The sequence below is a fragment of the Aquimarina ulvae genome, assembly GCF_053613295.3.
This window is the reverse complement of the sequence record NZ_JBSIBP030000003.1, coordinates 47,133-64,526: the sequence shown is the minus strand read 5'-3', so window position 1 is coordinate 64,526 and position 17,394 is coordinate 47,133. Positions and strand designations below refer to the sequence as shown.

22 protein-coding genes are annotated in these 17,394 nt (G+C 32.4%); 8 read left to right on the top strand and 14 right to left on the bottom strand.

The window, feature by feature from the left end; translation table 11 throughout:
• The first annotated feature begins 109 nt into the window (after positions 1-109).
• The 5 genes from ACWGOQ_RS07135 (at position 110) to ACWGOQ_RS07115 (ending at position 3,848) form a co-directional block, all read left to right on the top strand.
• Positions 110-610, top strand: a complete 501-nt coding sequence (locus ACWGOQ_RS07135; RefSeq protein WP_452057266.1) for a Dps family protein — start codon at positions 110-112, stop codon at positions 608-610.
• 1,143 nt (positions 611-1,753) lie between these two features.
• Positions 1,754-2,392: a nitroreductase family protein gene (locus tag ACWGOQ_RS07130; RefSeq protein ID WP_452057265.1), complete on the top strand. Its 639-nt coding sequence runs from the start codon at positions 1,754-1,756 to the stop codon at positions 2,390-2,392.
• A 63-nt stretch (positions 2,393-2,455) separates the two neighbouring features.
• On the top strand, positions 2,456-2,839 hold the full coding sequence (locus tag ACWGOQ_RS07125) for a hypothetical protein (protein ID WP_452057264.1): 384 nt from the start codon (positions 2,456-2,458) through the stop codon (positions 2,837-2,839).
• 14 nt (positions 2,840-2,853) lie between these two features.
• Positions 2,854-3,153 (top strand): ribosome hibernation-promoting factor, HPF/YfiA family, encoded by a 300-nt coding sequence (gene hpf / locus ACWGOQ_RS07120; protein ID WP_452057263.1) that lies wholly within the window; start codon positions 2,854-2,856, stop codon positions 3,151-3,153.
• A 14-nt stretch (positions 3,154-3,167) separates the two neighbouring features.
• Positions 3,168-3,848 (top strand): type 1 glutamine amidotransferase domain-containing protein, encoded by a 681-nt coding sequence (locus ACWGOQ_RS07115; RefSeq protein WP_452057262.1) that lies wholly within the window; start codon positions 3,168-3,170, stop codon positions 3,846-3,848.
• 100 nt (positions 3,849-3,948) lie between these two features.
• On the opposite strand, the gene ACWGOQ_RS07110 is transcribed toward ACWGOQ_RS07115, so the two are convergent.
• The 8 genes from ACWGOQ_RS07110 to ACWGOQ_RS07075 form a co-directional block, all read right to left on the bottom strand.
• Complete coding sequence (locus tag ACWGOQ_RS07110; protein WP_452057261.1) at positions 3,949-4,965, bottom strand: helix-turn-helix transcriptional regulator; 1,017 nt, start codon at positions 4,963-4,965, stop codon at positions 3,949-3,951.
• 754 nt (positions 4,966-5,719) lie between these two features.
• Positions 5,720-6,103 carry a DoxX family protein gene (locus tag ACWGOQ_RS07105; protein ID WP_452057260.1) on the bottom strand — a complete coding sequence of 128 codons (384 nt, stop codon included), beginning with the start codon at positions 6,101-6,103 and terminating at the stop codon, positions 5,720-5,722.
• 9 nt (positions 6,104-6,112) lie between these two features.
• A complete protein-coding gene (locus ACWGOQ_RS07100) occupies positions 6,113-6,355 on the bottom strand; it encodes a DUF7218 family protein (RefSeq protein WP_452057259.1) in 243 nt (80 codons plus the stop codon).
• 36 nt (positions 6,356-6,391) lie between these two features.
• Positions 6,392-7,270, bottom strand: coding sequence for a mechanosensitive ion channel family protein (locus tag ACWGOQ_RS07095; RefSeq protein WP_452057258.1), 879 nt, complete (start codon positions 7,268-7,270; stop codon positions 6,392-6,394).
• 72 nt (positions 7,271-7,342) lie between these two features.
• Positions 7,343-9,082, bottom strand: coding sequence for a thiamine pyrophosphate-dependent enzyme (locus ACWGOQ_RS07090; protein WP_452057257.1), 1,740 nt, complete (start codon positions 9,080-9,082; stop codon positions 7,343-7,345).
• Between the two features lie 51 nt (positions 9,083-9,133).
• On the bottom strand, positions 9,134-9,592 hold the full coding sequence (locus tag ACWGOQ_RS07085; RefSeq protein WP_452057256.1) for a hypothetical protein: 459 nt from the start codon (positions 9,590-9,592) through the stop codon (positions 9,134-9,136).
• 56 nt (positions 9,593-9,648) lie between these two features.
• Positions 9,649-9,801 (bottom strand): hypothetical protein, encoded by a 153-nt coding sequence (locus tag ACWGOQ_RS07080; protein WP_452057255.1) that lies wholly within the window; start codon positions 9,799-9,801, stop codon positions 9,649-9,651.
• A gap of 33 nt (positions 9,802-9,834) precedes the next feature.
• Positions 9,835-11,196, bottom strand: coding sequence for an NAD-dependent succinate-semialdehyde dehydrogenase (locus ACWGOQ_RS07075; RefSeq protein WP_452057254.1), 1,362 nt, complete (start codon positions 11,194-11,196; stop codon positions 9,835-9,837).
• A 182-nt stretch (positions 11,197-11,378) separates the two neighbouring features.
• On the opposite strand from ACWGOQ_RS07075, the gene ACWGOQ_RS07070 reads away from it, so the two are divergent.
• From ACWGOQ_RS07070 to ACWGOQ_RS07060, 3 genes are read left to right on the top strand one after another with little or no spacing between them, the layout of a single operon-like run.
• A complete protein-coding gene (locus ACWGOQ_RS07070; protein ID WP_452057253.1) occupies positions 11,379-11,708 on the top strand; it encodes a YtxH domain-containing protein in 330 nt (109 codons plus the stop codon).
• A 1-nt stretch (position 11,709) separates the two neighbouring features.
• On the top strand, positions 11,710-12,057 hold the full coding sequence (locus ACWGOQ_RS07065) for a hypothetical protein (protein ID WP_452057252.1): 348 nt from the start codon (positions 11,710-11,712) through the stop codon (positions 12,055-12,057).
• A gap of 11 nt (positions 12,058-12,068) precedes the next feature.
• The gene (locus ACWGOQ_RS07060) at positions 12,069-12,278 is read left to right on the top strand and encodes a DUF6327 family protein (protein WP_452057251.1); all 210 of its coding nucleotides are present in this window, start codon (positions 12,069-12,071) and stop codon (positions 12,276-12,278) included.
• Positions 12,279-12,282: 4 nt separating this feature from the next.
• Here the strand turns inward: ACWGOQ_RS07060 and ACWGOQ_RS07055 are convergent, their stop codons facing one another.
• The 6 genes from ACWGOQ_RS07055 to ACWGOQ_RS07030 all read right to left on the bottom strand — a co-directional run bounded on the left by ACWGOQ_RS07055 (position 12,283) and on the right by ACWGOQ_RS07030 (position 17,370).
• Positions 12,283-13,341 (bottom strand): helix-turn-helix domain-containing protein, encoded by a 1,059-nt coding sequence (locus ACWGOQ_RS07055; protein ID WP_452057250.1) that lies wholly within the window; start codon positions 13,339-13,341, stop codon positions 12,283-12,285.
• Positions 13,342-13,530: 189 nt separating this feature from the next.
• Positions 13,531-13,998 (bottom strand): hypothetical protein, encoded by a 468-nt coding sequence (locus ACWGOQ_RS07050; protein WP_452057249.1) that lies wholly within the window; start codon positions 13,996-13,998, stop codon positions 13,531-13,533.
• A gap of 41 nt (positions 13,999-14,039) precedes the next feature.
• Positions 14,040-14,543, bottom strand: a complete 504-nt coding sequence (locus ACWGOQ_RS07045; RefSeq protein WP_452057248.1) for a Dps family protein — start codon at positions 14,541-14,543, stop codon at positions 14,040-14,042.
• Between the two features lie 178 nt (positions 14,544-14,721).
• Positions 14,722-15,324 (bottom strand): DUF2652 domain-containing protein, encoded by a 603-nt coding sequence (locus tag ACWGOQ_RS07040; RefSeq protein ID WP_452057247.1) that lies wholly within the window; start codon positions 15,322-15,324, stop codon positions 14,722-14,724.
• A gap of 7 nt (positions 15,325-15,331) precedes the next feature.
• Positions 15,332-16,615, bottom strand: coding sequence for a DUF2254 domain-containing protein (locus ACWGOQ_RS07035; protein WP_458202531.1), 1,284 nt, complete (start codon positions 16,613-16,615; stop codon positions 15,332-15,334).
• Between the two features lie 35 nt (positions 16,616-16,650).
• Positions 16,651-17,370 (bottom strand): flavodoxin family protein, encoded by a 720-nt coding sequence (locus ACWGOQ_RS07030; protein WP_452057245.1) that lies wholly within the window; start codon positions 17,368-17,370, stop codon positions 16,651-16,653.
• Positions 17,371-17,394 lie beyond the last annotated feature (24 nt).

The window sequence follows — 17,394 nt, the reverse complement described above, 5'->3', positions numbered from 1 at the left end:
CTATTAACTGATAACCAAATCATTACTTTCTGAATGGCGTAAAAACTCACATTCAGAATTTGAAATTAAAATAATTTATTATCAAATAATTATAGATTTAAAAATGGATATGAAAGAAGCAAATAAAACACAAAAATCGTATAAAAAACTAGGGTTTACTTACTTAGAAACTGCCGAAATTGTGGTAGCGCTAAATCGACTTTTATCTAATTATATCGTTCATTATCACAAATTAAGGAACTTTCATTGGAATGTAGAAGGAGGTGATTTTTTCGAACTTCATGAACAATTTGAAATTGAGTATAACGAGGTGAAATTACAAACTGACATTATAGCGGAGCGTATACGTGTTTTTGGTTTAAAACCAAAAAAGACGTTAAAAGAACATCTCAAAGCATCACGCATCCAAGAAATTGAGCGAGAATTAACACCGTTAACTATGGTACAAGAAGCGCTGAAAGATTTTCAAATATTACACGATTCTCTGCTCGATGTAATGACTTCGGCTTTGGAGGCAGGAGATTCTGCTACTGAAGAAATAGCAACACAGTTTATGAGACGTTTAGAAAAAAGACATTGGATGTTTACTGCCTGGTCAAAACCTTCATAAAATTTACATTCTTACAGTACTTAGAATATGACCGGTTCCTTATGAATCGGTCTTTTTTTTTATCATAAAATCAAAATTTTTAAAAATTCATCGCATTTTTAGACTATCTAATGACTTTAATAAATTTTGGCTACAATGTTAAATAACTTAATCCTTAGAAATAATTTTAACAATTTTTTAAGTTAAAAAACATTTTCAACAGTTAAAACCCGTTAATTCACTTGACAAATCCCTCTTGGTTCATATATTAAAACGACGTTATACGCTGTAAGTTAAAGAATATATAAAGAATTTCGTCTCTCAAATGGTCGCAACGGCTTCTTATCTTAATTACCTTTTATAAATAAAAGTTTTACGAAAAATTTGTTATAAATTTTAAAAACAGACCAGTTAGTAAGTGATACACTTCTGACGAGAAGCAACACAAAAACATTATCTAATTCTAAAAACACAATTATGGATACTTATTACCGATTTTTTAACATTTACTTTAATCCACTTTTCAAGTTCTTAAAAGAATTGCCGAGTGCTAGTAGATATGCAATATTTCGATAAAATAACACATGGAATCTGAAGAAAAAAAGAGAATACATTTTATGATAAGATCATTTTTGATTTTGGCCATCACCTCTATCAGTATGTTTGTCGTGGCATTAAGTTTTTTACTTACATGATCAATCACTCCTTTGGATAATTATCGAAAAGTTGGACATTGAAAAATGTCCATTATTTTTTATTAATTAATTCGAATTATATTATTTTAGACCTCATTACTTCTTTTAAAACCAATAATAAATTTTAAAAACCTAAATGAAAAATAAAGATAACATACAAAGACCAGGATTGCGAAGAAAGAAATTTGGGAGCAAAGCATTTTTAAGAAATGCTAGAAAGAAAATCCGGAAAATCACAAAACCAAAAAAAATCTGACATAAATAGTGTGTCAATGAGGAGTTACGCAATTGATCGATTGAGGCTCCAAGAATTTTTGTATCAATCTACCTTTCTAACTTAGGTATAAAAAGTAAAAATTCTGTTCTTTTTATTGAATCAAAACTACCCATACAGTATAAGAGTCAAGGACTAATTGTTTTGAGTTAATACTATTCTTTAGTTAAAAGTATCTTTAAAATAAAAAGATATATGAAAGAAACAGTCCAAAACACTACTAAATTTGATATTCTTCCCATTTTAAAAGAAAGATACAGTCCCAGAGTATTTTCAAATATACCAATTACTGAACCCGAACTCAGGTCTCTCTTTGAAGCCGGACGATGGGCAGCAAGCTCATACAACAGACAACCATGGCGAGTGATTTGGGGGCTCAAAGGCAGTAAAACATACGAAAGAATATTTAACTGCTTAGATGAATTTAATCAATCTTGGGCCAGTAATGCACCTGTACTTTTGCTAAATGCATACAAAAAAACAACAGAAGAAGGGAAAGATAATTTTCACGCGTTGCACGATTTAGGTTTATTTATGGGAAACGTCACAGCACAGGCACAACATCTTGGTATTGCTTTACATCAAATGGCCGGTGTACATTACGAAAAGGCTAAGAAAGAATTTGGATTTCCTGATGAATATCACGTAGCTACTGCAGTTGCCGTCGGATATTACGGAGGAGATGTAAGTGATTTACCAGAAGACTTAAGAGAAGATGAAAGTCCCGCAACTCGAACGAGACTCTTGCAACGAGAGTTTACTTTTAATGGTGATTACATGAATGAACCAGGGTTAAACTCTTCAACTTCAGGGGCTATCGCCTCAGACGATTAGCAATTGTCCTGTCCTAAATACAGTAAGAATTATATCTACTAAACTAACATATAAATAATTATTATGAAAAATCTAGTAATAGCATTTGCCTTGTCTATGAGCGCAATAGCTCTGGCACAAAATCCAATCACTCAAAATATGGAAGACCCTAAGCTCGAAGAAGAAGCTAAGGAACTTACTCAAAAGTACAACGATCAATTAGGGCTAACTGGCAAACAAATACTGCTCTTTGAGACTAAAGTGGAAGAATATTTGATCAATGCAAAAAAAATAAGAAACAGTAACTTGCAAACTGAACAAAAAATTACTGAACTTAAATTAAACTATGCTAATGAAAGTAAAGATATGGGTGATATTTTAACAAAACCCCAACTAGATTTATATAAAAAGTTAAAGTCAACTTATCAACCAATAGAACCCGTTGTCGTAAAAAAGCCTTCTAATTAAAATTAAAAAATTATATGAAAACAGTATTTGAATATACAAATGTATCAGCAAGTGATCGACTAGAATCGTTTGTAGAAGAAAAATTAAATAACCTATCCAAAAAATATCCGTTTGTAATTCGAGGAGACATATTTCTAAAAAAAGAAAATAGAGATGATAATACCGGGCACGTCTGCGGTATTCGATTAAGTGCTCCTGGTCCAAGGTTGTACGCTTCATCTGATGAAACAAATTTTGAAGAAGCTATTACCGAAACGATTCGAGATCTCAACGATCAATTGCAAAAAAGGAAAGATAAAATGAAAACTTATTAATTAAAAAAAATTATATGAAAGTTTTATTTGTATTAACATCACACGACCAACTTGGCGATACTGGAGAAAAAACTGGGTTTTGGGTTGAAGAATTTGCCGCACCTTATTATTATTTAACCGACAAAGGATCTGAGGTTATTATTGCTTCTCCAAAAGGCGGGCAACCTCCGATCGATCCTAGCAGCGACAAACCCGAAAATCAAACTGAAGCTACAAAGCGATTTCATAACGACAATCAAGTAAAAGAAAAACTCAGCAAAACGCTGAAGCTTTCTGAAGTTAATGAAAAAGATTATGATGCCGTTTTTTATCCAGGTGGTCACGGACCTTTGTGGGATCTATCCAATGATCAAGACTCTATTAATTTAATACAGTCATTTTATGAAAATAATAAACCCACAGGATTGGTATGTCATGCTCCTGCAGCATTAAAAAACGTAAAAACAGCAAACGGAGAGTATTTGGTTAAAGGAAAAAAAGTTACCGGTTTTACAAATAGTGAAGAAAAAGCTGTGGAACTAACCAATGTAGTACCGTTTTTAGTTGAAGACATGTTAAAAGAAAATGGTGCCACATACAGTAAAGCTGATGATTGGCAGTCGTATTCTGTACAGGACGGAAATTTGATTACAGGACAAAATCCAGCATCTTCTGAAGAAGTGGCAGAAAAACTTTTAAACCTATTGAAAAACTAAGAAGTTTGATATAGTTAAAACTAGCGTTAACAACAGAAAAAGAGCAGGTAATTTTAACCTGCTCTTTTTTTTACTTAATAGGGTGTATACTAAAATCAATTTAAGCGCAAACTGCTCTGTATTTGACATTATCTTGAAAAACTTTTGGACTACATCCATATTTCTCTCTAAATATCTTCGAAAAATAGCTTCTACTGCTAAACCCGACACTATAAACCACTTCAGAAATATTCAAATCGGTAGTTTTAATTAAATTTTCAGCAATTTCTAATCGAGTGTTTTTAATAAAATCAGTCACAGTTCTACCATAAAGGTGTTTGAATCCGGTTTGTAATTTTGCAGCGGATATACCTGTTTGAAGTGTTAGCGCCTCAATAGAATACTGTACATCTGCTTGATCCTTAATCTGCTTACAAAGATCTTTGATAATTTTAAGTTCATTTTTTGAAAGCGAATCAAAAACAGGAATATTAGAATTTATATCATCTTGATGATGCTGAATCTCCATAGCCAGAATCAATTGCACCATCCCTTCTATAAATAACTTTTTAATAACCCCTTCTTCCGTCACTTCATTTAATTTTGAAATTTGAGTATCAATTTTTAAATTATATGATCCAAAATATACAAATGCCCCTTCTGCCAAGTTATTCGTAAATAATGAATGTATGTTTAGGACAAGTGGAGAAGCTATGTTAATATTTTCGGGAGCACATACAGAGATAACACATATTTTTACGTGAGAATTTTTATGAAAATGAAGCTGAGAATTTTTAAATTTATTATAAATGATTGCTGTTTGGAATTCTTCTAAGGAATATTGATTAGTTACACCTGTAAAACTAACCAAGCTTTGATCCTTTTGACTATATAAAAAATGAACAGGATTTAAGTTAGAATCAGTCAATTCTAGCGAAAATTCTTCATGACATCGTAAATCGAACTCTAAGAAAATCTTATGTTCTTGAATTTTCATTCCCCTGACAGTACCCGTTACGAGTGCATTGTTAACTTTTATTACGTATTCCCCAAAATTTTGGGATAATTTGCCTTGAAGCTGATCATTTAGATTATAAAAAAAATGAGTTATTTCTTGAGGTTCTTGTAGAACTATCATAATGTTAAGTTTAGAATTATACGGTGAGCTTGTTGGATTGTTTTGCATAACAATACATTGTTATACGATACCTGATGATGATCTGTCGCCAAATTGGCGCTTAAAACGATGGAACTACCTGAAAAAGATGTTTTCCTTTAATAATTTACAAGTCCCTTAATTTTGGCTTCGTTTTAAAGGTGTTTTAAATCAATCGCGTTTACATTTACACAAATATCCAAAACAATAGACGACAATCCGTTACACAATTTTCAGATAGTTTTATACAATCCTGTAAATACAGCTATAACAAGGTTTCTGAGCGATGTATAAACCAATTAGCTCGTAACTTCTAACAGAAATAACCTGCTATTATTATCACCTTACTTTCTTCTGGAGAAATATGTACGCGCTAAACGCTTATATTAAAAAAGCTGAAGTATTAGATATACTACAGCTTTTAAATTTTTATCAAACCGTACGTTTTATGTATATACACCAAGAAGAAAATTACTCCAGCTATATTCATAAATCTTCGAACAATTCTCTTTAGATTATAAAGAGATAACAATATTTCTTTATTATAGGCTTCTTCTTTTTAGAAACCTTTGATTTCTTTGATTTATCCTAACAGATGAAGAAATGGTATAAAATAGCTCTTATAAGCTTATTCAACTACTAAAAGTCTTATACCCATGATCACTTTTGTATCGCCTTTTTTACACTTTTATAAAGGTAAATGCATGTGCAAATATGCTTTCACTTTTGGATTTATTTAAAAATAAAGTTTGATATGACTACTTGCAGCTATCAATGTGCACATAATTAGAAGCAAAAATGCCGGGAAAGATTTATATAGAGGGTCTTTTATTTTATAATGCATAGCTATAGATCCTAGTAACAAAAATGCCAATCCAAGAGCAGATGGTTCTTTTACTAATGGATACCAGATAGCTATTATCAATAAAATGGCAAGGACTACTTTTAAAAATCCTACTAAATAACACGACCATTTCGGAAGTCCATAGGTTTCAAATTCTTCAATAATAGTAGAAGCATTACCTCCTCGCCATTTTGTTTCCTTTTTATTCTGGATAAGCCAAACATTTAGAATACTTAATCCAACAATAACCTGCATTGCAATGATTACATAATTCATAATTCGAATTTAATTATTCCTTAAAGCCTCTATCAACGATTCTTTATCCATCTTCGACCGGCCTTTGATACCAATTTCCTTTGCTTGATTATACAAGGCTGCTTTGGTACGATCTTCATATTTTTTGGCAGCTCCTCCTTTTTTACCACTGTTAGGAGTATTCGCTATACGCGCAGCTTTTTCTTTACTGTAGCCCTGATTCTTTAGCGCCTCATATTGATCTTCATTTTTTATGTTGGGTATATCTCCCATATCTATAATTACATTTTTTATTAATTAGGTTTTCAATCACTTTTGGGTTTCGTTTTTATTTTCATCCTTCTCTACCGCCTTGTTTGTAGTATGCTCGGCAATCATTCTAATTTCTCTCTGTGGGAACGGTATTGAAACTCCTTTATCTTCAAGACGTCTTTTAGCTTCTTCGATAGTATAAAAATGAATAGCCCAAAAATCTTCATTCATTGCCCAATATCGCAAAGATAATGTTACAGAACTGTCTCCCAGTTCAGACACATAAATCTCTGGAGCAGGGTCCTTAATTACCTTATCCTGACTATTAATAAGCTCCAATAATATATCTTTTGCCTCTTTTATATTACTATTGTAAGAAACCCCTATTTCTATTTTATCTCTTCTCATATTTTCTGCAGAGTAGTTGAGTATGTTTCCGTTAGAAATCTTACCATTCGGGATCACTGCTAACTGATTACCAAAAGTATTCAACTTTGTAGTAAATATTGAAATTTCTTTTACAGTTCCCGAAACACCTTGCGCTTCGATAAAGTCGCCTATTTTAAAAGGTTTAAAAAATAAAATTAATACTCCTCCCGCAAAATTAGCTAATGAACCTTGTAGTGCGAGACCTATTGCCAGACCAGCAGCACCCAAAATAGCCACTAAGGAAGAAGTTTGCACTCCTAACTGGGTAACTACCAAAACAATTAATAAAATCTTAAGACCAATATTTATAAGATCGTATAAAAATCTCTCTAAGGTTTCATCGTAGTCTTTTCTCTTAAAGAACTTACGAAGTCCTCGACTAAAAACATTGATAATCCATATTCCCACAAAAAATATTACAACTGCAGAAATTACTCCGGGTACAAAATCCCAAATCCATGCTACAAATTGTTCCCAATTTTCTTCTGTAAGCCCCAATTTTTCCATATTAATTTTAAAATATTTATAGTTAATTATTAAATTGTTTTTTCAATATATTGAAATGAGCTCTAAATTTTATTAATCAAAATATGCTTCGATTTCTTGTTTAATATTTTCCCATTGCTCTTTTTCTCCATTAAAAGCTCTAAAGAGCTCCTTTACTTTTGATATTCCAAAGCCTTTAGCTTCTTCAAATCCTATTTTTGGAGGTAAAGATAATTCTGCGTTGGTAACTACGGCATCGATTATAAATGGTTTTGTAGCATTTTTTGCCAGATGTATTGCGGCAAGAATATCTTTAGCATGTTCAACTTTTATCCCGTCTCCTCCACATAATTTAGCATATTCAGCAAAATTAAAATTATCTACTCTTAGGGCATCAAAATTAGGCGCCAATCCTGCTTCTTCCATTTCAATTTTAACAAAACCTAGTTGAGCGTTATTGAATATTATGATTTTTATAGGCAGTTTATTATATACTGCAGTAGAAAAATCTTGTAACGACATATTAAAAGCACCGTCGCCTATCAATCCCCAAATCTCTCTATCAGGAAATTGGAGCTGTGCCCCGATTGCAGCAGGTAATCCTACAGCCATTGAACCATGATTAAATGAACCAATAATCCGTCGATCAGAATGGAAATTCATAAAATTAGAAGCCCATATAGCCGCCGTTCCGGTATCGATTGCAAAAATAGCATTATCTGAAGCAATATCACTAATTCCTTTTGTAAAAATATGAGGATGTAAAGGCTCCATATCACGAGCGGGATCGGCTTTTTGATCATTAGAAGTTTTCCATTCTTCGAATTCTTCGGTTAACTCCTGTAAAAAGCTATCCTCAAGCTTTTCTGCACATAACTCAATAAGTGATGTAATGGTACTTTTAATATCTCCGTGAAGTCCAAGCGTTACGGACGAACGATTGCCAATATTCTCTGGTCTGATATCAATTTGAATAGTCTTCGTATTTTCAGGAAGAAAATCAGTGTATGGAAAGTCTGTCCCCAGCATCAGTAACAGATCACAGTCCATCACTGCTTTATAACCAGATGGATTTCCTATAAGTCCTGACAACCCCACAACATTATTGATCGTATGATCGAACACATCTGAAGCTCTTAGGGTATGTGTAATGGGTGCTTTTAACAAGTTCGAAAAGCGAACTACCTCGTCTTTGGCTTCTCTGCATCCTGCTCCGGCTAAAATACCAATTTTTTTAGATTCATTAATAAGTTTTACTGTTGCCTCCAGTTCAGGATAACTTGGCACGATAGTACTATTGGATCTAAAAACTGTATGTACATAGTCCCCATTTTCGGCTTTCATTTGTGCAATATCTGCTGGCAATTCTATTCTACATACACATTTATGGTTAACCGCGATACGAATGGCTCTTAAAATAACCCTAGGTGCTTCTTCTGGTGATCTTATGATTGCCTGATATTCACAAACATCATCATAAATCTTTTTGAGATCTGCTTCCTGATGATAATTTGTCCCTAAATGTTCAATAGGAATTTGCCCTGTTATTGCAATGACTGGAGATCTCTCTTTTTTTGCGTTGTACAAACCATTAATTAAATGTAAAGCTCCTGGTCCTACCGTACTGGCACAAACACCGAAATTACCATTTAGTTCTCCTTGTGCAAACGCAGCATAAGAAGCATTTCCTTCATGGTTTACTCCTATCCATTTAATCACATCTTGTCTTCCTATGGCATCGACTAGAGGATTGAGTGCATCACCCGCTACACCAAAAACATGTTTCACTCCTTCGTCTTGTAGTATTTTTAGTAATTGTTCGGATACATTCATCTTCTATCTTTCTTTTATTAATTAATCTGTACTCCTATTAGTGGATCTAAATCAAAATACCAAATGGGATTCAAAAGTTTCTGACCATTTTGATGCCCGATAAACTGCCGGAATCAATGTAGCGAATACTTTAAATTTTCTTGTATACACAGAAGTATTTCCTTGCAGTTTGCCTAACAAAACAGACATTGGGGTCTTGATGGTCACTTGCTCTTTGGTAACCTCATTACATTTTATCAGTCGACTTTCTCTACATAAAAAATCATCCTCTCTATCATTTTTTACCACTCTGGATATTTCAGTATCATCCCAATTTGCAATTAATACAGGAACATCATTTATCCCATGAACATCATAAACAAAGACATGTAATAAATATTCCATATCTCCAGATATATCTATAGGATGAAATTCAATTTCAGTATTCACAATAATTGAATTTGTCTTCCTATTATCAACCTCTACATACTCGGGTATTCTATCTAGCGTTACTTGCTTAATTTTTGCCATTTTTTAGTTATTTTTAAATTTCTATAACAGCAACATTATTTGTTTTCTTTTGAATTCTAGAAATAGCCTAAAATTAATCCGGAAACTATTACCCCTACAATTAATAGTGCCAAAACGATTACTATAAATTTTACACCAAATTTGGTCTTTGGATTTTTTTGAAGTATATAATCACTTCTCTTTTCCTCGTCGTCTTTTACGAATTTCATATGGTACTGCTCTATTTTAAAATTATAATTTAGTTACTTAATATACACTGTTTTCTTATTTACAAACTCTAAGATTCCTTCTTTTGATAACTCTCTACCATAGCCGGATAATTTGGTTCCTCCAAAAGGCAATCTGGGATCGGATTTAACCAACTCATTGATAAAAAAGGCTCCATCTTCTATAGTACCAACAAGTCTTTTGGCCTCTTCCTTTTTTTCTGTAAAAATCATTGTTCCCAAACCAAATTTTGATTTTGAAGCCAATTCTACAGCGTGATTGGTGTTTTTTGCTTTTATAATTGCGGCAACTGGTCCGAATACCTCTTCATCAAAAACCGGCATACCTGGTTCTACGTTTGTCAAAATAGTAGGCTCAAAATAAGCCTCATTTCTTTTATTACCAACAACAACTTTAGCACCTTTTTCCATAGATTCTAAAACCTGACGCTCTACTTCTTCGGCTAAATCAACTCTAGCCATAGTGCCTATTTCTGTTTTAGGATCTAATGGCTCACCAAATTTCAGCGAAGCAACCCTATCCTTAAATCTTTTGAGAAACTCATCATAAATTTCTTCAGCAACTATAAAACGTTTTGCGGCTATGCAGCTTTGCCCTGCATTCTGCATTCTTGCATTTACAATGGTCTCCATATGCTTATCCAAATCTGCATCTTTCAAAACAATACAAGCATTATTACCTCCTAGTTCTAAAACAGTTTTTTTTAGATTCTGACCTGCAATTTTAGCAATAATTCTACCTGCTTTTTCGCTTCCTGTTAAGCTAACTGCCTTTACAATATCGTTATTTATGACTTCTTCTATTTGATCGTGTGAAGCTAATAATGTTTGAAAAACTCCTTTAGGAAATTCCGCTGCCTCAAAAATATCCTGAATTGCTAAAGCACAACCTGTTACATTGTTAGCGTGTTTTAGCAAAGCTGTATTTCCAGCAGTTATTGTTGGTATAGCAAAACGAAATACTTGCCAAAAAGGATAATTCCATGGCATAATCGCTAATATACACCCTAAAGGGTCATAACTGATAAAACTTTCCTGAGCTTCTGTTTCAATGAGTTGATCTGCTAAAAATTGTTCAGCATTCTTCTCATAAAATTCTATTACCCAAATACATTTTTCAATCTCATCGATACTTTCATTGTAAGGCTTTCCTACTTCCTGTGTGATCAAATTTGCGTACATTTCCTTTTCCTGATGCAATACTTTTGCCAATTTTTGCAAGTGTTCTGTTCGATCTTTTATGGAAACTTTTTTCCATTCCAGAAAGGTATTGTTTGCTTTTATTAAAATAGTATCAATTTCATGATCATTGTATTCATTATATTCTTGAATAGTTTCGCCAGTGAAAGGATATTTTGTTGTAATTTTATTCGACATAATCATTGAAATTAATTAACAATCAAAGATATTATGATACTATTGACTCACTGAACGCATTTGAGATAAATTTTAATTCTTTTACTAAATTTTCAAATACGTCAACATCACAACGATTTGAGTCAATGTTGTTAATTATTTTTTTCGAATTTTGTATAACATAACAATATAACATAACAAAAATGAGCAATAACAGTAATTCATTATTAGGTATCCTAGCGGCTACAGCAATTGGTGCAACGATAGGAGTTTTATTTGCCCCAGACAAGGGCGAGAATACAAGACGAAAAATAGCAGAGGAAGCTCAAATCGCGAAAGATAACTTGTCTCGTGAAGCATCGGTGTTGCAACATAGAATTGCTGATACGGTATCTACCAAAAAAGAATCTTTAGATACAAGAGTTGAATCTTTAGTGTCTGATGCAAGCTACAAAGCAGAAGATCTTATTTCCACTTTGGAAAAAAAATTAAGTGAACTGAAAGCTAAGAATAAAAAACTACAGAAATCATAATATGGGTGTTTTTGATGCATTAAATCAAACTTCCAATAAAGCAATCGACTCTGGAGAAGAATATTTCCAAACCACCAAAGACTATTACAAATTAAAAGTTTTTCAGCAATTAACGAAATCTTTTAGTACTCTAGCTAAGGTGGTAATAATAGGAAGTTTATTTTTTCTAGGGTTGATATTTATTACTGTCGCCGGAGCAATTTGGTTGGGAAAATTAGTAGGCAGTATTATTTTGTCTTGTCTACTTATCGCTGGCATCCTTTTTATATGTGCCCTAGTAGGATATTTACTTCGTAAAAAAATTGACAAATATGTTATTCGTAAAACATCAAAAGAATTTTTTGATTAATATTAGTAATTATGAGTAAAATTAAAATGTATAATTCTTTTGATGAAATAGATAATGACTTGCAAATGCTATCATTACGAAGAAAAATAGCTTTAGAAGAATTAAAACTTGTTAAATCAGATTTCAAAGAAGATTTACAGCCTTACCAATGGGTTTCGACATTTTTAAGTGCACTTAAAAAATATGGGATTTTATATTTGATTCGACGATTGTTTAGATAGTTTTTTATTTTATAGCCTGCAATTCTTCTACCTGATATTCTGTTCGGTTTTTAAATTCGTTTGGGCTGATATTATATTTCTCTTTAAAAATCTTCGAGAAATAACTACGACTACTAAATCCTATAGAATATACGATTTCTGAGATATTCATTTCAGTCGTTCTTATCAAATCCCTGGCTGCTTCTAATCTTACGTGACGTATATACTCTGTAACTGTTCTTGCATATAACAACTTAAATCCTTCCTGCAATTTAGCTTGTGTTAATCTAGTTTCTTCAGATAATTGGTTTAAACAATAATCTTTTGCTACGTTATTAATGATTTTCTTAGCAAGGTTTCTAATGATTTTTAGTTCGCTCTTTAATAATGTGGTTGGCAAAACTTCTTTTTTCATGTCCTTGTCGTGTTGTTGAATATGCATTGACAAAATTTGATAAACCATTCCCTCCATTTGGAGCATTCGAATCATACCCTTTTGTTTGATTTTTCGTAAAGCTCCAATCTTATCAGCTAATTTAAGATTGTACGTCCCAAAATATGCAAAGGCTTTTTCATGATCTTCATCAACAAATACTTTATGGAGCTTTTCATTAAGTTGTGATACGTTATTCAATCTTTTCTTTAGATACTTTTTTCTAACTATTTGTATAACATTGATCTCTAGCTTTTCTTCTTTTGGAAAATATCCATAATTATAACCGCCATCTCGACTGGTGATGATAACCGATTGAAATTGTTCTAAAGTGTGAGTTTCTTTTTGAAATCCAAAACGGTGTTCACACTCACCTTTGAGGCAGTACGAAAAATGTAGGGGATTATACTCTGAAGCGTCCATAATAAGCACAACTTCTTTATGAAATATAATATCATACTCTAATAAGTTGACTCCCCAATCAAATGTAATAAAACGAATGGAACCATGTGCGTTGAGATTGTTTACTGTAAGAATGTATTCGCCCCAGCGTTCTTCAATATCACCACCTATAACTTCTTGAATTTGTCTTACAGTTCCTGCTGTATCGTTTGCAGTAATATTAATTTCTATGGTTGTGGTTGATGGCATAGGTATATGGAAGATATTAATTTAATTTTGTTTAACTTATATGTCAAATTTAATGAACAAAACACGGGTAATTTATAAAAGTTTGTTAAAAGACTATCTTCAAAACACTAAACAACTGAAACCCAAAAACTTCATATTAAAAAAACTCCTGCGCACAGGAGTTTTTGAAAATTTTCTATTACTTAATGTCTAGATAGCATCAAATGCATCTACATAAAAGAAATCCCGGTCTGCATTATTCACAAAGTACAATCCTTCTCCAAAAATATACTCTACGTTTCTCTTATTTACTACAACCATAAAACCTCTTTCTGTTGGTTTCAACTCAAAGCTATCATTACCCTCTTTATCATAACGCAATACAATATATTTATCATAATCACTCCACATGTCATTATCTACATAAATTAACTTTGTCACTTGGGATGAAGTAATTTTTCTATCTTGATTTAATTCTCCTTTCTCCTCCTTCTGTAACTTTAGCGGAGTCTTACTTGATTTATATACAGTCACACGATATGGAACTGTTTTACCGTCTTTTTTAAATTCAAACGATTTGGTTGTTTTTGTTTTCATCATCTGGGAATTGCTTTGAGCAATAACTCCAGTTATTGAAAAAGTAATAAGGAATGCTGTTATTAATTTAGTTATATTCATGATATAAAAATTTGATGGTTATTATTATTTTTCATTTTCGACTACTGCTTTATTAAACTCGTGTCTAAATTATCAGAAGTGCTTTTTGACCAAGCGTATAACATCCAGCTATATTTTTCTAATTCTCTTATATAGGCACCAATCATATCTATGGTCCCTTCATCTCTAGCCTCGTCTGCAAGTTTTAAAATCGCCCTCATTTGCTTCAATATTTTCTTATGGTCACCTAAAAGCTCTTTAATCATCTCAGTATCTTTCAATAACGGAGTAATTTCTTCTACTGATGCCAATTTGATGTATTCTTTGAACTGACTTGCAGGGTGATGTTGTAGTGTCAAAATACGTTCTGCAATCTCATCTATCTTAATTTTTGCATCATTATATAATTCTTCAAATTTAACGTGGAGATCAAAAAAGTTTTTTCCCAAAACATTCCAATGAAATCCTCTCAATTTTTGATAATACAAGTTATAGTCTGCCAGTAAAACATTAAGTTCTAAAACGACTGGCACTAACTTTTTCTCTTCTATATCTAAATAATTCATAATAGTTTTGTAAGATTAATTGTTTTATTAAACTAAACACCAAGTATATTGTTCTCAGTGCTTCATTTCAAATATACTATAATACAAAAGTGATCTTTTGCTCATATACCATTAATCTTAACGTTATCATTCAAGAAGACTTTTTTTAGTCCGTCATACCCCAATAAATAATAAAATACTAAGGTATTAGTGGCTTTAAGTTCACGTAGCTATAATTGACTTCGCCTATATGATTATAGTTGGTTTCGTGATCATATAGTTTGCCCCACCCAAAATTACGTTCTATAACCAAATCGTTGTATTCTGATAACAACGCTTCCGAAAGAAGTATGTACTCATCAAAAGGAACGTCATTCTTGAGTAATCGATGCGCTACAATAACATCCTCTCCCATTAGTTTGATATTTTTACCAATAGGTACAGCACTTATTTGTTTACCATAGTGAAGTATAATTTTTAGACCAAGCATATCTGGAATGTGGTTTCTTTCTTCATTTCCTTTATGTTTTTCATATAACATTTTTAATTGAACATAAAACTCTTCGTAGAACTTTCTACACTGATTAATAAGTTCTGTGAATGGTGGAAGATTGCCAGATCTATAGAATAAAACAGCATCACCTTCAATCTCCGACACCTTCAAACCAATCTGATTAGCATAAATAACCTTATTTAACAAAGCTGGAACTACCTCAGCACTTAACTCAATATTTGTAGAACTCATAAACTCGGTAAAACCGCTAATATCTGGTATACAAATTAATATAGATTCTGAACTCATATTTAAATCACTTTTTTAGTAAGCCTAGGATACGTTTTAGGTCTTGAGTATTTGTAATATTGTTTTTCAAATCCTGAACCAAAGAATCGATTTCATTTTCTACAGCCACTAAATATTCAGGAATAATCTTACTACTATTTCTTAGATAAATTAAGGCATCTAATAACTCATAAGAGACTGCACTATCTGCTTTTGCATATCCACGAATCGGTTCCACGATAATTCGCATCATTTCTGAAGCCGAAATTTTATTATGTATGACTAATATCTCAGAATCAGGTTCACAGATAGTTATTTTTGGTCTGATCCGCAATGCTTCATGCAAAAGTTGTCCAAGTTTAGAAATTGCGTTTATTGCTGTACCAGGATCGTTAATACCAGGCGACAAGGCTTTAACGGCTACTTCTGTTAATTTAATCATTCCTCCTACACCGCTATCGTCTTCATGCTGATTAGATAATATAGACAAGCCGATCTGTAAGGACTCTAATTCTTTTTCTGAAATAGATGTATTTATTCTTAAAATAGGAGCTCCTTTCCAAATATGTTGATCGGCGTATGGAATTATATCGATAACATTCTTTTTTACCTTTAAAGAGTCGTCTAATAAATACGAATCAAATGATCTAAAATATCCTGTCTTTCTACTATAAATCGTTTCCCAATAGTTCTCCTTTTCAAGCTTAATTACCGTTTCTGAGTTTTGCTGCTCTTCAATTTCTTTCTTAATCAATTGATAACTAGAATCATAAATCTTATCGATAATATTATGTATTTGTATCGCTTGAGAAATACTATGTATAAAATAAACGAATAATCCTATACAAATGGAACCTAGTACTGCGGCTACCATCACAGAAAAACCTACAGCGTTGGTCTCAGAACCATAGGCTCCTAAGGACATTAAAACGATAATCGTATATAATATCGTTCCTATATAAAACCCAAGTATAATCTGATGCCTTTTATTAGAAATTAATCCTGGCAACAGTCTTGGTGAGAAATTAGAAGACGCCTGATTCAATACCACCATAACCATCGTAAAACTAAATACGGTAAGCGATAATATTCCACCAAATAATGTAGATAAAATAGTTCTTGCTGTTTCGTTATCCTGTACTAAAAGGTAAGGTACTTTTTTCTTGATAGCATCAATTACTTCAAGATTTTCTACAAATATTAATACAATTGCCAGAAAAAAAAATCCGCTACTAATCAAAACAGGGTAAAAAGCAATACTATGAAATATGGTACGTTTTAATTTTTTGATAAACTTAAAGGTAGATTTCATAGTTAAAAATTTCATATCAATCAAACAGAGTTTAGTTATCTATATTCAGGATTTTCAAAATTCCATCGAGTTCCGTCATCCCATGCTGACCTGGAGTTTCCGTAGGCCGGATACCCTCCCTTTTTTCCAAGAATAGTTGCCAGATGTAACAAGTTATACGTCATAAAAGTGGTATTTCGATTCGTAAATTGATTATTTTTGGCATTGGATTCTTCATCAAGATAACTTGGACCTGGCCCAGCTTCACCTATCCAACCACAATCTGCTTGAGGTGGTATTGAATAGCCTAAATGTTGTAAAGCATATAGGATTCCCATGGCACAATGTTTTATACCATCTTCGTTTCCTGTTATTACACAACCGCCAACTTTACCATAATATATATACTGACCTTTTTCGTTAGTTTTTCCGCTCATCCCATATAATCTTTCTATTAATTTTGTTGCCACTGATGATTTTTCTCCTAACCATATAGGTGTCCCTATTATTAATATATCTGCATCCATAATTTTTTTGTAAATCTCTGGCCAATCATCCTTTTCTTTTCCTTCTTCTTTCATATCTGGCATCAATCCATAAGCAATATCATAATCTACCAACCTAAGATATTCTACTGACACATTCTCGGCCTTCATAATATCCATAGAAACCTTCATTAATCCTTCTGTGTGACTTTTTTTAGAAGTGTCTTTTAAAGTACAGTTAATATAAACTGCTTTAAGATGAGAAAAATCGCTGTTAACATCCTTATTCATTGTAGAGAGAGTTATTAGTTATAA